12 protein-coding genes and 1 other annotated feature are annotated in these 13862 nt (G+C 32.9%); of the genes, 11 read left to right on the top strand and 1 reads right to left on the bottom strand.

The window, feature by feature from the left end; genetic code table 11:
• Positions 1–35: 35 nt before the first annotated feature.
• The 9 genes from bsdtb5_RS15560 to bsdtb5_RS15520 all read left to right on the top strand — a co-directional run bounded on the left by bsdtb5_RS15560 (position 36) and on the right by bsdtb5_RS15520 (position 9534).
• Positions 36–377, top strand: coding sequence for a hydrogenase maturation nickel metallochaperone HypA/HybF (locus tag bsdtb5_RS15560; protein WP_271712888.1), 342 nt, complete (start codon positions 36–38; stop codon positions 375–377).
• A gap of 525 nt (positions 378–902) precedes the next feature.
• Positions 903–2288, top strand: a complete 1386-nt coding sequence (locus bsdtb5_RS15555; RefSeq protein WP_271712887.1) for an amino acid permease — start codon at positions 903–905, stop codon at positions 2286–2288.
• Positions 2289–2699: 411 nt separating this feature from the next.
• Entirely contained in the window at positions 2700–2963 is a 264-nt protein-coding gene (locus bsdtb5_RS15550; protein ID WP_271712886.1) for a DUF2087 domain-containing protein, read from the top strand.
• Positions 2964–3286: 323 nt separating this feature from the next.
• Complete coding sequence (locus tag bsdtb5_RS15545) at positions 3287–5035, top strand: peptide ABC transporter substrate-binding protein (RefSeq protein WP_271712885.1); 1749 nt, start codon at positions 3287–3289, stop codon at positions 5033–5035.
• An 87-nt stretch (positions 5036–5122) separates the two neighbouring features.
• Entirely contained in the window at positions 5123–6067 is a 945-nt protein-coding gene (locus tag bsdtb5_RS15540) for an ABC transporter permease (RefSeq protein WP_271712884.1), read from the top strand.
• Positions 6068–6084: 17 nt separating this feature from the next.
• Positions 6085–7086 carry an ABC transporter permease gene (locus tag bsdtb5_RS15535; RefSeq protein WP_271712883.1) on the top strand — a complete coding sequence of 334 codons (1002 nt, stop codon included), beginning with the start codon at positions 6085–6087 and terminating at the stop codon, positions 7084–7086.
• Positions 7087–7098: 12 nt separating this feature from the next.
• A complete protein-coding gene (locus tag bsdtb5_RS15530; RefSeq protein WP_330611694.1) occupies positions 7099–8124 on the top strand; it encodes an ABC transporter ATP-binding protein in 1026 nt (341 codons plus the stop codon).
• Positions 8111–9091, top strand: a complete 981-nt coding sequence (locus bsdtb5_RS15525) for an ABC transporter ATP-binding protein (protein ID WP_334297399.1) — start codon at positions 8111–8113, stop codon at positions 9089–9091. The genes bsdtb5_RS15530 and bsdtb5_RS15525 overlap by 14 nt, the downstream gene beginning before the upstream one ends.
• Positions 9088–9534 (top strand): hypothetical protein, encoded by a 447-nt coding sequence (locus bsdtb5_RS15520; RefSeq protein WP_271712881.1) that lies wholly within the window; start codon positions 9088–9090, stop codon positions 9532–9534. Before bsdtb5_RS15525 ends, bsdtb5_RS15520 begins: the two co-directional genes overlap by 4 nt.
• 107 nt (positions 9535–9641) lie before the next feature.
• On the opposite strand, the gene bsdtb5_RS15515 is transcribed toward bsdtb5_RS15520, so the two are convergent.
• The gene (locus bsdtb5_RS15515) at positions 9642–10805 is read right to left on the bottom strand and encodes an MFS transporter (protein ID WP_271712880.1); all 1164 of its coding nucleotides are present in this window, start codon (positions 10803–10805) and stop codon (positions 9642–9644) included.
• 337 nt (positions 10806–11142) lie between these two features.
• Here bsdtb5_RS15515 and bsdtb5_RS15510 point away from each other — a divergent pair, with 337 nt between their 5' ends.
• Positions 11143–12531, top strand: a complete 1389-nt coding sequence (locus tag bsdtb5_RS15510) for a polysaccharide pyruvyl transferase family protein (protein WP_271712879.1) — start codon at positions 11143–11145, stop codon at positions 12529–12531.
• A gap of 134 nt (positions 12532–12665) precedes the next feature.
• Positions 12666–13499 (top strand): DUF4037 domain-containing protein, encoded by an 834-nt coding sequence (locus tag bsdtb5_RS15505; RefSeq protein ID WP_271712878.1) that lies wholly within the window; start codon positions 12666–12668, stop codon positions 13497–13499.
• A 121-nt stretch (positions 13500–13620) separates the two neighbouring features.
• Positions 13621–13851, top strand: a binding site (T-box leader).
• Positions 13852–13862: the final 11 nt, after the last annotated feature.

The raw sequence follows: 13862 nt of genomic DNA, 5'->3' as shown, positions 1-13862 counted from the left end.
AAGCTAATACATATTAGACTAGCGAGGTGATTTATTTGCACGAATTAGGAGTCGTTATCGATGTAATTCATACGGTTGAGAATTTTGCAAAGAAAAATGAAGTTACAAAAATTGAAAAGTTAGTGTTACAAATTGGTGAGCTTTCTTCTATGATTCCTAGATATATTGAAGCCTGCTATCCTGCAGCAGTAGAAGGAACCATGTTAGAGAATACGAAGTTAGAAATAGAGGTTCTACCAGGTAATGGTATCTGTAGAAAGTGTAATAAAGTTTTTAATTTAATCGAACATCACAACAGATGTCCAGAATGTCATAGTAATGACTTTGAGATATTATGTGGTAGGGAGTTTATGATAAAAGAAATTGTAGCGTGCTAGAACAATTTCAATTTTAAAGATGCCCTGAATGATAAAGAATAGAGAATAGTGAGTATTTAATAGAGAGTATTGGTGTGATATTTGAACCGATGCTCTCTATTTCTATTCTATAATTATTATTAATCAATTATTTTGAATTTTTGAAGTGCATTGGTGAGAAGTTCGTAATTTGTAAGTTGAAATAATAAGTAGGTTAAAATTTTACTAAAGATTAGTTTAGATATGGAATAGCATTGCTATTCCTTTTTTTATATAAAAAAATCCTATTTTTAACATAAATTTGCTTATCATACAAAGGTTTACAGATATTACGAAATATATCCAATTTAAGTTGCTGGAATTGATTAAATAGCATATTTTTTTTATAAGTGGTGAATTTATATATTGAAAAGAGATTAAAAATTTTGTATAATTTTAAAACATATTGTCGATTTAATGTTTTAAAGTGATGTAATTATTCAGTAGGATATAAAAATAGAATTGTACGAACTGAAACGTCACAAGGCAATAATATAGGAGGATGTAATGGACATTTGGAAAAAGAAAAGTAAAGAACAGATACTAGAAGGAATTGAAAAGTCGTCACTAAAAAGAAATCTGACAGCTAAGGATATAGGTGCATTGGGGATAGGTGCAGTTGTAGGCGTCGGTATTTTTGTTGCTACGGGAGAAGGAGCTCATGCTGCAGGACCAGCTGTAATCATATCATTTATATTAGCGGCTATTATAGCTTGCTTTTGTGGATTATGTTATTCGGAATTAGCAACCATGTTTCCAGTGGCAGGTAGCACATATTCATATGCCTATATAACTTTTGGTGAAATCATTGCTATGATTATAGGATGGTGCTTAACTGCTGAATATTTAGTTGCATGTAGTGCAGTTGCATCTGGCTGGTCAGGTACATTTCTAGGGGTACTTAAAAGTATCGATATAACGTTTCCAAAGGCAATAACTGCCTCACCTAGTAATGGTGGAGTTGTAGATCTACCAGCAATCTTTATTATTGCACTAATCACTGGATTATTATGCTATGGCATGCGTGAAAGCGCTAAAGTAAATAATGTTATGGTAGCAATTAAAATCGTAATCATATTAGTATTTATAATACTTGGCGCATCGCATATTGATTTTAATAATTATAAACCATTTAATCCATATGGCTGGAAAGGAATATTCGCAGGTACAGCAACCATTTTCTTCTCCTACATTGGTTTTGATGCAATATCAACATCAGCAGAAGAAGCTAAGAATCCAAAACGAGATGTTCCATTGGGGTTAATTATTTGTTTATCTGTAGTTAGTTTATTGTATGTTTTAGTAGCATTTGTACTAACTGGCTTGGTTCCTTTTAAAGAAATAATTTCAGAAAATGCAGTTCCAGGTGCATTATCAAGAATTGGAATTAACTGGGGTGCAGCTTTAGTTGGTACAGGAGCAGTTATTGGAATGATGTCAACATTACTTGTTGTGTTATATGGACAAGTACGTGTATTTATGGTTATGTCAAGGGATGGTTTATTACCTCCATTTTTCTCTAAGATATCCAAGGAGCATAAGACACCATATGTATCGACAATCATTACAGGTGTAGTAGCAGCTATAATAGCTGGCTTTTTACCACTTGATATTATAGTTCAATTTTTAAGCATAGGTACTTTATTAGGATTTATTGTAGTTTCTCTGTGCGTTATTCGATTAAGACAGACAATGCCAGATTTTAAAAGAGTCTTTGTATGTCCTGGTGTACCTTATACTCCGATTATTACAATTATATGTTGTATTGCGTTATTATCCAGATTGCATCTAAAGACTTGGATTGGCTTTATTATATGGTTAGGGATAGGATTTATCGTATATTTTACCTATGGAAGAAAACACAGCTTAGTTCAAAAGGAAGATAGGGATTAATTAAGAGGTTTGTTTGTAAAAAAAATAATTAAATCAATAAACTTTAAGCTAGAAGAGAAGAAGAAAGTCGTTATTACATAATGACTTTCTTCTTCTCTTTTGTTTAGAAAGCATCGTCCTATAAATTGAATTTGCTGTAAGAAACTAAAGAAAATTAACTGTGTTAAACTATCATTATTGACAAAGTAAAAACATTGTTATAAAATGTTTGCAATAAAGCAAACAAAATAATTTTTTGTTTATTTAAAAGAATAAATTTATAGTATATCTGTTTATATGTTTACAAAACATAAACACAATGAACATGTGATGAAATGAGTTATCAAAAAATTAGTTTATCACGAAAAACTAGGAATAACTCATTTTTAAGGTAATGTAATCAATCTTAAAATAATTGGAGGAAAAATGAATATGAAGAATATAGATAATTATATTGATAAGGATGGAAAAATTAAGATATGGCCATCAAAGCACGAATCGAAATATCAGATATTATTATATCTAGTAGAAAATTTCGAGTACAATCATTTTTATACAGAAAAAGAAGTGAATATGATTATTAAAGATCATCATACTTTTGGAGATTTTTTTCTGCTAAGAAGAGAACTAATCGAAAAGAAATTATTAAAAAGAACAGATGATGGAGCAAAATATTGGAGAGTAGATTCAAATTAAATAAAGTTTAGGGCAGAGAAGTCAAAGCATTTTGCTTTGGCTTTTTTTGTACATTTTTTTAAATAATTATAAATAACATTAAAAAAAATAATAAATAAGTATTCAATAAGAATAAAATGTAAAATATTTTAATATAAATCCTATAAAACATATTGACAAAGTATGAAATATTAATTAAGATAGATAAAATATTAAATTGGTAATTAAAAACAAAAATGTAATAAGAAGTAAAATGATGAAGGAAATAAATTTGGATGATCAAAGAACTCGTTTGATTTCACAAGTTTATATAAATAATAAATATAGAAAAAGGAGGAGTTAACATGAGTTTAGAAACAAAGAGTATGAAAAAGCTTAGTATTTTTATGATGTTAGTATTCACCATACTATCATTAGTAGGCTGTGGAAGTTCGGGTACGAAGGATGCAATAAGCAGTTCGAAGGCAGCAGATGAAGGTGAGAAAGTTAGTTATGATAAAGATCAGACATTAAGAACCATCTTATTTAGTCCTTTATCTTGGGATTCAACACAGTGTTATGATACTAGTACTTCTACTGTGCTTTCAGCAGTCGATGCAGGGCTTTACCGAGTGTATAATGATGGAAAAAATGGAGAAAAGTCAGTACCTGATGGTGCTGAAAGTTATGAATTATCAAAAGATGGGCTAGTATATACTTTTCATTTAAGAAGTAATAACAAGTGGAGTGATGGAGTTGCAGTTACAGCACAAAATTATGCTGATGCTATTGTTCGATTATTAACACCAAAAAACGCATGTCCATATGCCTTCTTTGGGTTCGGTATTAAAAATGGTGAAGAGTACTATAATGGAACAGCCAAAAAAGAGGATCTAGGAGTCAAGGTTGTTAATGACACGACCTTAGAAATTACTTTAGATGAGCCAGATCCAATCTTTTTAAATAAGATTTCGTATCAATGTTTTATGCCAATACGAAGTGATATTATTGACAAAACAGGAGATAAATACGGAACAGATTTAAGTAGTCAGGTATTTAGTGGACCATTTAAAGTAAAAGTAGATGAATACGTGAAGGACTCCAAACTTGTATTGGTTAAGAATGAAAATTATTGGGATGCAGCCAACGTGCATCTTGAAAGAATAGAAATGACAGATATAGAAGAGTTCTCAACACAAGCTCAACTTTTTGAAAGTAAGCAACTCGATATTACAGGTTCATTAAATGATTATGTTGCAAAATGGACGAAAGAAGCGAAACAAGGTGCGTTCCGATCTGATATTTCAAACGGTACTGGTATGTCATATTGGGCTTTTAATAGAAAAACAGGCGGTACAAGTGGATTAATGAATAATGCTAAGATTCGTCTAGCATTAAGTTTGGCATATGATAGAGAAGGTTATTGCAATGATTTAGTAAAGAGATATACACCGGCTTATGGTATTGTACCTCTGGTAATACATAATGGAAAGGATATTTACCGTGATAAAGTAGTTGAACCTTTAAAGGCAGCAAAAGAGAAATACAATACGAAAGAAAAATTACAAGCGCTATTCCATGAAGGTTTGAAAGAAGAAGGAAAAGATGTAGATGATTTATCTAAGATTAAGATTGAATTCATTAGCTATGGTACTGATGCAGCTTCAATATCTTATTTTGATTGGTATAAGCAAACAATTGAAAAGGCATTAGGTATCACACTAAAAGTTACAGCGTTAGGCGATTATTATGCTTATTCCGATGCCAAAGCAGCATATAAATATGATATTTATAGTAGTGCATGGTATGCTGATTATGATGATCCACTTACTTATCTTGATGTATTTCAAACAGATGGCGGTAATAATAGTATGAAATATAGTAATACAGAAGTTGATGGGTTATTAAAGAGATTAAAAGGCTTAACGGATCAATCAGAGAGACTTAAAATCTATACTCAAATCGAACAAATCTTAACTGTGGATGATCCTGCAATTATTCCTTATGCATATTCTGATGTTCGAAGATTTACCCATAATTATGTGAAAGGATTCCAGACTCCATCATTTGGTCCTACCTATGAATTCAAATGGGCTTATATTTCTGGTAAATAAGAAATTGTAGGGCAATCGTGAAAGAGCTTATAAAGGTGCACATGGAGAAAGTTCATGTGCATTCCTTGTAAGAAAGGAGGAGAAAGAATGGTGAAATATATCTTACGTAGATTTGGAGAAATGATAATATTATTATTTATCATATTTACTGCAACATTTTTCTTATTAGCTGCTGTTCCAGGAAATGCAATTGATCAGAAGATGGAGAAGTTTCCAGAATCGGTGAAAGAAAATATAGTACATAAATATGGATTTGATAAGCCAGTACTAGAACGTTATGCGATATCAGTAAAGAACTTTGTAATAGATCATCAATTTGGGGAGTCTATTGTAAATCCAGGTGTAACATTATCAAGCTTATTAAAAGATAAGATGCCAATTTCGATGCAACTTAGCGCAAGACAAATTCTATTTGGAGTACCGATCGGTATGATTTTAGGGATTATAGCAGCATGTAACAGAGGCAAGAGAATTGATTATTTTATTGTAATATCCTCCCTGGTAATAACATCAGTACCAACGTTAGTATTTGCATTACTATTACAAAAATATTTTGGTGGAAGATATGGACTTCAAATCATTGGATGGTCGCAGCCAGGAATGGGGTTTGTTGACGGATTATCCTATACTTTGTTACCAACATTGTCAGGAGTATTTGGTTATATTGTTGGATATTCAAGGTTAGTTCGTACTACTATGCTCGATAGTATTAATCAAGAATACACGATGACTGCAAGAGCAAAAGGGCTTTCAGAAGCTAGAATTATCTATAAACATGTCATTCGTAATTCCTTTATTCCAGTATGTACTATTTTACCAGGTACCATAGCTGGAGTTATTGGTGGATCGTTATTCATTGAACGAGTGTTTTCAATTCCGGGAATTGGAGCTTATTATACAACAGCAGTAAGTCAAAGGGATATTCCAATGATTATGGGTCAGACCATGTTGTATACATTAATATATTTGGTATCTATTCTCGTTTCTGATATATTGTATACAATTGTTGATCCGAGAATTAAATTTCAATAGTAAAGGAGGGACTACAAATGGATGTTGCTATCGGAACGATGGAACGAGAAGAAAAAGAAGATGAAGAAAAAAAAGAACGAAATAATAAGAATGGCTTTTATAGTAATACAATAGATGATCTACGATTTGCAAAGGTTGTTCAATCAGAAATAATGTTTGAAGAATCAGCTCGTCCCAACATTAACTATTGGAAAGAAGTAAGGAGAGTATTTTTTAAGAATAAAATAGCAGTAACTGCATTGGTTATATTTGTGCTATTAGTGATAATATCACTGGTAGGACCACATATAAGAAACATCGATTATGTATCAATGAATATGTCAGAACAAAATCAGTTACCAAGTGCAAAACATTGGTTTGGTACAGATAATATGGGGAGGGATTTATTCTGTAGGCTATGCAATGCAGTTGGAATATCTTTATTAATAGCAGTAATCTGTACAGTCGTATCAATCTTTCTAGGTTCTGCCTATGGAGCAATAGCTGCATACGTAGGTGGCTTTGTAGATGAAATAATGATGCGAGTTATTGAGATATTAAATAGTATTCCAAGTTTAATTCTAATTCTATTAATCTTAGTAGTGTTAGGCAACTCAATACCAACCTTTATCTTTGCAATGGTATTTACCTCATGGACTGGATCTGCAAGAATGATTCGTGGAAAGGTCTTGCAGTTACGACAGAGTGAGTATGTATTAGCATCCGAGGTACTTGGAGCTACAAAAAGAAGAATCGTTATGAAGCATCTATTACCAAATGCAGCGAGTCTAATTATCCTTGATGTTGCAGGTTCAATTCCTGGATTTGTTGGAAGTGAAGCAGGTCTTTCCTTTTTAGGATTAGGATTACAACCTCCAGCCTATAGTCTAGGATCCTTGTTATCTTTAGGTCAACAAGTAATGGCATTTTATCCACATCAGATGGTTGCACCTGCGGTATTACTAGCTATCATCATCTTAACATGCAATTTAATTGGTGATGGGCTTAGAGATGCACTTGATCCACAACTTAGAAACTAGGAGGCGAGCATAATGGCAATATTGGAAGTTGAGAATCTAAAAGTATCCTATTATACATATGCGGGTGAAGTGCAGTCAGTTCGTGGAATATCTTTTGATGTTGAGTGTGGTGAGACGCTAGCAATTATCGGGGAGTCAGGTTGTGGAAAAAGTGTAACTGCGAGAGCAATTATGCAGCTTGTTCAAAAGCCACAAGGGGAAATCAAAGAGGGAAGTAGAATTGTATATAATGGAACAGATATCTTGACAATGGATAAAAAGAAATTAAGAGATTACCGTGGAGGAGAATGTTCCATTATCTTTCAGGATGCATTGGTAGCATTGAATCCGACAATGAAAGTTGGAAAACAGATTGAAGAAAATATAATATTACATCAAGATATTGATAAAAAATTAGTGAAACAAGAAGTAATACGTTTATTAGAGTTGGTTGGAATCCCGAATGCAGAAAGAAGAAGGAACCAATATCCATTTCAATTCTCTGGTGGTATGAGACAAAGAGCTATGATAGCAATGGCAATTGCGGGTAACCCTAAGATTCTAATTGCAGATGAACCGACCACTGCGCTTGATGTAACTATTCAAGCACAAATAATGGAACTGATTCTGGAATTAAAGAATAAGTTAAATACAGCAGTAATACTAATCACACATGACTTTGGTGTTGTAGCAGGTTCAGCAGATAAGATCGCCGTAATGTATGCAGGTACCATTGTTGAAGCTGGAAAATGTGAGGATATCTTCTACCATCCAAAGCACCCGTATACTTGGGCATTACTAAATGCAGTCCCTAAAATGGAATGGAAAAGTAAGCAGCTATTAGATACGATTAAAGGTAATCCACCGGATCTTATAGTTCCACCAAAGGGTTGTCCTTTTGCTAAGCGTTGCGAACATTGTATGAATCTATGTCTTGAAGAAACTCCAGAATATACGTATTTTGATAATGGACATCAAACTAGCTGTCATCTGTATCACCCGGATAACCAGAATCCAAAAGTTGAGTTTGCATATGGAGGTGGTAATGATGGACAGTAGTATAATATTTGAAGTGAAAAATTTAAAAAAATTCTTTTCATTAGAACATAAAAGCGTATTAAAGGCAGTAGATGATGTATCATTTACTATTAATAAAGGCGAGACTCTAGGGCTTGTGGGGGAATCGGGTTGTGGCAAGACGACATGTGGAAGAACAGTAATTGGGATGTATGATCGGACTGAAGGAGAAATCTTATATAAAGGGAAGGATATAAGAAGGCTCAAAGGAAAAGATAGAAAGGCCTATAATAAAGAAGTTCAGATTATTTTTCAAGATCCTTATGCATCTCTTAATCCTCGTATGACGGTAGCAGATATCATTGCAGAAGGAATTGATATTCATGGCCTTGCGAAAGATGCAGATGATCGAAGAAATCGAGTGAACCACCTACTTGAATTAGTTGGACTTGATAAAGAGCATGGAAATCGATTCATTCATGAATTCTCTGGAGGTCAAAGGCAAAGGATTGGTATAGCAAGAGCACTTGCAGTGGAACCTAAATTTATCCTATGTGATGAACCAATCTCAGCTCTTGATGTGTCAATTCAAGCTCAGGTTGCGAATCTATTGATTAAATTTCAGAAAGAATTAGGATTAACATATCTTTTTATTGCACATGATTTAGCGATGGTGAAACATATATCTGATCGTGTGGCAGTCATGTATTTGGGTGCTATTGTAGAATTAGATGAGTCAGAGGACTTGTATAAAAATCCATTACATCCTTATACAAAGGCTCTTATGTCAGCAATACCTATTGCTGATCCAAAGATTGAACGAGAAAGACAACGTATAATGTTAGAGGGGGATGTACCTAGTCCAATTGACACTCCAGTTGGTTGCAAATTTCAGGGTAGATGTAAACAATGTATGGAACGATGTAGAACGGAAACACCAATGTTAAAAGAAGTGTCGAAAGGTCATCTAGTTGCTTGTCACTTAATTGAAGAGGAAATAAATATATGAGAACAAAAATAAGACAGTTTATTCATGATATTTTAAAATGTCTACTAGGCGGGCTAGGGATTAGTTTCATTGTTAGTGTGTTTGCTATAATAGGAAGTATAATAACTACCAGAAGTTTAATCACTTCGGGTAGTCTACCTGTAATCCTAATGCTGATTCGCGGTACTTTATTAGCAACGGGAGCTATCATTTTACTGCTTGGTGCGTTTATGTGGTTAAAAAATAATTTTTTAAAATCAGGAGTCAGATATAATCAAATAAGAAGGTTATATCAAAATATGGATAGTCAGATGGATGATAGTTTTTTATCAAAAGAAGGTTCAATGAGTGTTTTGAGGGGAGAGTTTTGGATATTTTCGTATCGTGATATTTTTATATGCGTTGGAGTCATAGTTATATTAATGGGTTGCTTCATAGATTGGGTGGAGATCATATCAATGTAAAAAGGGATTGGTTAAGCGAGGAACTAAAAAAGTCTTCGTCTAACCAAATCCCTTTTCTTTAAATCTCTAAATGTATAAAATAATCAATAAACTTATTAGTTGCGAAGTTAACTGCGACTCACAATCCGATTCATGCGCTCTACCATACATATCATCAATATAACAAATACAAATAGGAAGAACGGAAATAATTTTATGCTAATATTATCAGCAAGTGCGCCAAATAGTGGTGGCATAAAAGTGGTTCCGACATAAGCAGAAGCCATCTGCATTCCCATAAGTGCCTGGGATACATCTTTGCCAAAGTTATCTGGTGTGGCATGAATAAGACTTGGATAAATAGGAGCACAACCAAGTCCAATAAGTATAAAGCTTACGCAGAGTATTCCATTTCCTAAAGGGAGAAATAAAGTCAAGATGCCTATCATAATGATTACTTGCCCAAGTCGAACCATGTTTTTACCGTTAAGTATACCTGTTATAAATCCACTTAGGAATCTTCCTATTGTTATGCCTAAATAGAACAATGAAATCCATTTGGCTGCTACATAAGGTGTTAGCCCTTTTTCGATAACCATATAACTACTTCCCCAAAGACCAGTCGTTGATTCTAAAGAGCAATAGGCAAAGAAGGTTATTAATGCTTGTTTCGCTCCAGGTTTTCGGAGGATTTCTATCATGGTAAGACTATTAGATGATTCTAATTCTTCTGTTGATAAGGTGCTACTTTTTCTCCATAGTGGCATTGAGAAAATTAATATTGCTGTTAAAACAATTTGAATGATAAATACAAATTGATATCCTGAGGTCCATCTCATCCCATTAGTCAGACAAAAACCCATTATGTAAGGACCAAGAGTAGCTCCAATTCCCCAGAAACAGTGAAGCCAACTCATATGTTTTGCTTTATAGTGTATGGCTACAAAGTTATTTAAAGCGGCGTCAACAGAACCAGCTCCTAACCCATAAGGGATTCCCCAAAAACATAATAGGACAAAGGAATTGGACATTGAAAATCCAAAAAGTGCTATGGCAGTCATACATACACTGATTGCAGTTACTTTACCCGTACCTAATTTTTTGATTAGGCGATTACTAAAAAGACTGGATAGTATTGTGCCGCCAGCTATAATCATAGAAAGTATACCTGCATAAGACATGGGTACTTGTAAACCTTTATACATACTTGGCCAGGCAGAACCTAATAAACCATCGGGTAGTCCTAAACTAATAAAAGATAGATAGATAATGACTAGTAAAATTGAATACATTGTATAGTCTCCTTTATGTACAAATATTTGCATACTAACCTACATGCTTGCGACTTGCTCGCAAGCCTAAATTCAATGTGTGAAACGCTTTATATCACACTAAATCCCAGTGTCGCCATCAGCGACAGATAAATCAGAGTGCGAAATGCTCTTATTTCACAATATAATAATATCTATATAATACAAAAGTATCAATAGAATAAGTAATAAAAAGATGTATTATCCAATAAACATAAACTATATTGTTAAAATAAATAATAAATACATTTTCGTCTAATATCTCTATTTTATGGTAAAAATATATAGGAATGAGAGAAATGAGATAGAGGAGAGTTATATGAGACGTATATTAATGAGATCTGGTATGTCACCGTTTGAAAATCTGGATCCAGTACACATTATGCTTAATAATTCAATAGGTGGAAATGTTGGAAATTTAATCTATGCTTACAGTCTTTATCGAAATTTAACTACTGAGGATACGGTTATTGAGGCTGATCATTATATAGTTGATCCAAGTAAAGCAAATGAAATAAATGAGAATTACGATGCTTATATAATTCCATTAGCAGATGCTTTCCGAGAAGATTTTGTTACAGAATTAAGAAATTATACAAAATTAATTGAACAATTAACAATCCCTGTATTTGTGATAGGGGTTGGGTTAAGAGCTTCAATTGAACCTAAGTTAGAAGAAGGATTCCCTTTTGATGATGATGTAAAAAAATTTGTAACAGTTGTTTTACATCATTCAGGAATCATAGGCGTTCGTGGTCAGATCACAGCTGATTATCTATCTAGATTAGGTTTCAAAGAAGGCAGAGATCATATGGTAATTGGGTGTCCATCTATGTATACCTTTGGTAGTGAATTAAAAATAAGAGAGACAAGCATTACTAGGGATTCCAAAGTTAGTATTAATAACTCCAAATTATCTCCCAAAAATGTATTAACATTTATTAAGAGAAGTACGGAAGAATTTCCAGATCATTATTTTATACCACAATGGTTAAAAGAGATGAAGTTAACTTACTTAGGGATATCTAACGCAGGTAAGCCGACGCCAAATTATCCATATACAATAACGGATAAACTTTATCAAGAAGGACGAGTATTATATTTTTATAACGCACCAACATGGATTAATTTTCTAAAGACAGTGGATCTAAGTTTTGGTGCTAGGTTTCATGGAAATATAGCAGCAACAATCGCAGGCACACCTAGTATTATTATTCCAAAAGATGCAAGAATGAGAGAATTAGCCGAATTTCATAAATTAACATACATTTTTTCAAATGACATAACTGACCAAACAAATATTTGGAATGTAATAGAGAAAGCAGATTTCCAGAGTCCATGTAAAGTTCAAGCTCAGAATTTTATGACTTTTCTTGAATTTTTAAATAGAAATGGAATCGATCATATCTATAAAAATACATTAACTCCTGATATCGTTCCATTCGATGAAAGTGTGAAGGCAGTGAAATATGCACCTCCAATTGTTCCTATTACTATGATTAGTCAATTTGAAATGTCTAACCGTTTTCAAAAATATTTCGAATTATCCGAAGAGATTCACATTGAACAAAAGTTAGCGATAAACTCATTAAAAAGAGAGTTATACTCAAAAAATATCAAGCTCAATAAAATAGAAGGAACATTAAATAGAAAATCAATTAAATTTACGATATCATGTGTTAATAAAGTAAAGCATATTATTAAGTAAAGCATTCTCAAGGCTCTATACTGATAAAATAAGGTATAGAGCCTTTCATGTTAACTAATACTTGACAATAAGGAAGAATATTACTATTCTGAGATTGCAGTGTATAAATTACTATTATAAATGAGGTGGTCTTAATGGAATATGGTAAAAATTTTACTGAGATGATGAAGGAATTCTCTATGCTTGATGAAGTTGAAGGTATCTTACTAGCCGGTTCACGTGCTACACATTATAATGATAAAGACTCCGATTATGATGTATGTATCTATCTGAATAAGGAGATATCGTTAGAGATAAGAAAGCAAATTACGGACAAATATTGTAGCTATATGGAACTAAACAATACTTTCTGGGAAACAGAAGATGATGGTATGTTAAGAGATGATAAAATTGCAATTGAATTAATCTATCGAGATTATCGTTTACTTGATACAATGTTAGAGAGAACTCTAGTTAGATGTGAGGCTGACATTGGATATTCTACTTGCTTCTGGGCAAATTTATTGCATTCTATCATATTATTTGATAAAACTGGTAAACTACATAACTTAAAAGAGAAATACCGTATTGATTATCCAAAGGAATTAAAACAAAATATTATCAATAAAAACTATTCACTTCTTAAATTGAAGATGCCAGCCTATTACTACCAGATTGAAAAGGCATTAAAAAGAGGTGATATGGTAAGTGTCAATCATAGGGTTGCAGCGTTATTTGCAAGCTATTTTGATATTCTATTTGCAGTAAATGAGATGCCACATCCTGGTGAAAAGCGAATGCTTAAGATATTACAAGAAGATGATAAGAAGATTCCAATGGATATGAGTGAAAATGTAGCCAACATTCTAAAATTTGCAGCGTCTCATGATGATTCATTACTATTAGAAATAGATAAATTAGTGATCAATATATCCTCATTACTAAAGAAAGAAGGGGTATGGGAAGATTGGATGGATGATCAAATGTGAAGTTTTACACCCTAACCATTTATTTCTATGATACGATCAATCTAAAAATATAAGATACAACAATCAAAAAATGTAATTGACAAAAAGAAAATAATATACTATAATTAAATTACTTTAATAAGTTAAACCGTTGAAGAAGAGAAGTAAGCTTTCGTACAAAATTACAGAGAGTCGCGATTGGTGGGATGCGATATGGCGTTGTTAGCTGAATGGGCTTTTGAGGGCAACCCGAACTTTAAGTAGGCGTTGACGGATTCCATAACCGTTATTAGGATGGCATATATATTTGTATATGAAAAGAGTGGACTTAGTGTCAAATTGAGTGGTACCGCGAATAATATTCGTCTCAAGCATTGTATAATA

The sequence above is a fragment of the Anaeromicropila herbilytica genome (genome assembly GCF_016591975.1).
GTDB classification, from domain to species: domain Bacteria; phylum Bacillota; class Clostridia; order Lachnospirales; family Lachnospiraceae; genus Anaeromicropila; species Anaeromicropila herbilytica.
This window is presented reverse-complemented; position numbering and strand designations above follow the sequence as displayed.

Coding starts and splice junctions, on each gene's coding strand:
- bsdtb5_RS15555 (WP_271712887.1), top strand. CDS start 903: ATGGACATTTGGAAAAAGAAAAGTAAAGAACAGATACTAGAAGGAATT.
- bsdtb5_RS15550 (WP_271712886.1), top strand. CDS start 2,700: ATGAAGAATATAGATAATTATATTGATAAGGATGGAAAAATTAAGATA.
- bsdtb5_RS15545 (WP_271712885.1), top strand. CDS start 3,287: ATGAGTTTAGAAACAAAGAGTATGAAAAAGCTTAGTATTTTTATGATG.
- bsdtb5_RS15540 (WP_271712884.1), top strand. CDS start 5,123: ATGGTGAAATATATCTTACGTAGATTTGGAGAAATGATAATATTATTA.
- bsdtb5_RS15535 (WP_271712883.1), top strand. CDS start 6,085: ATGGATGTTGCTATCGGAACGATGGAACGAGAAGAAAAAGAAGATGAA.
- bsdtb5_RS15530 (WP_330611694.1), top strand. CDS start 7,099: ATGGCAATATTGGAAGTTGAGAATCTAAAAGTATCCTATTATACATAT.
- bsdtb5_RS15525 (WP_334297399.1), top strand. CDS start 8,111: ATGATGGACAGTAGTATAATATTTGAAGTGAAAAATTTAAAAAAATTC.
- bsdtb5_RS15520 (WP_271712881.1), top strand. CDS start 9,088: ATGAGAACAAAAATAAGACAGTTTATTCATGATATTTTAAAATGTCTA.
- bsdtb5_RS15515 (WP_271712880.1), bottom strand. CDS start 10,805: ATGTATTCAATTTTACTAGTCATTATCTATCTATCTTTTATTAGTTTA.
- bsdtb5_RS15510 (WP_271712879.1), top strand. CDS start 11,143: ATGAGACGTATATTAATGAGATCTGGTATGTCACCGTTTGAAAATCTG.
- bsdtb5_RS15505 (WP_271712878.1), top strand. CDS start 12,666: ATGGAATATGGTAAAAATTTTACTGAGATGATGAAGGAATTCTCTATG.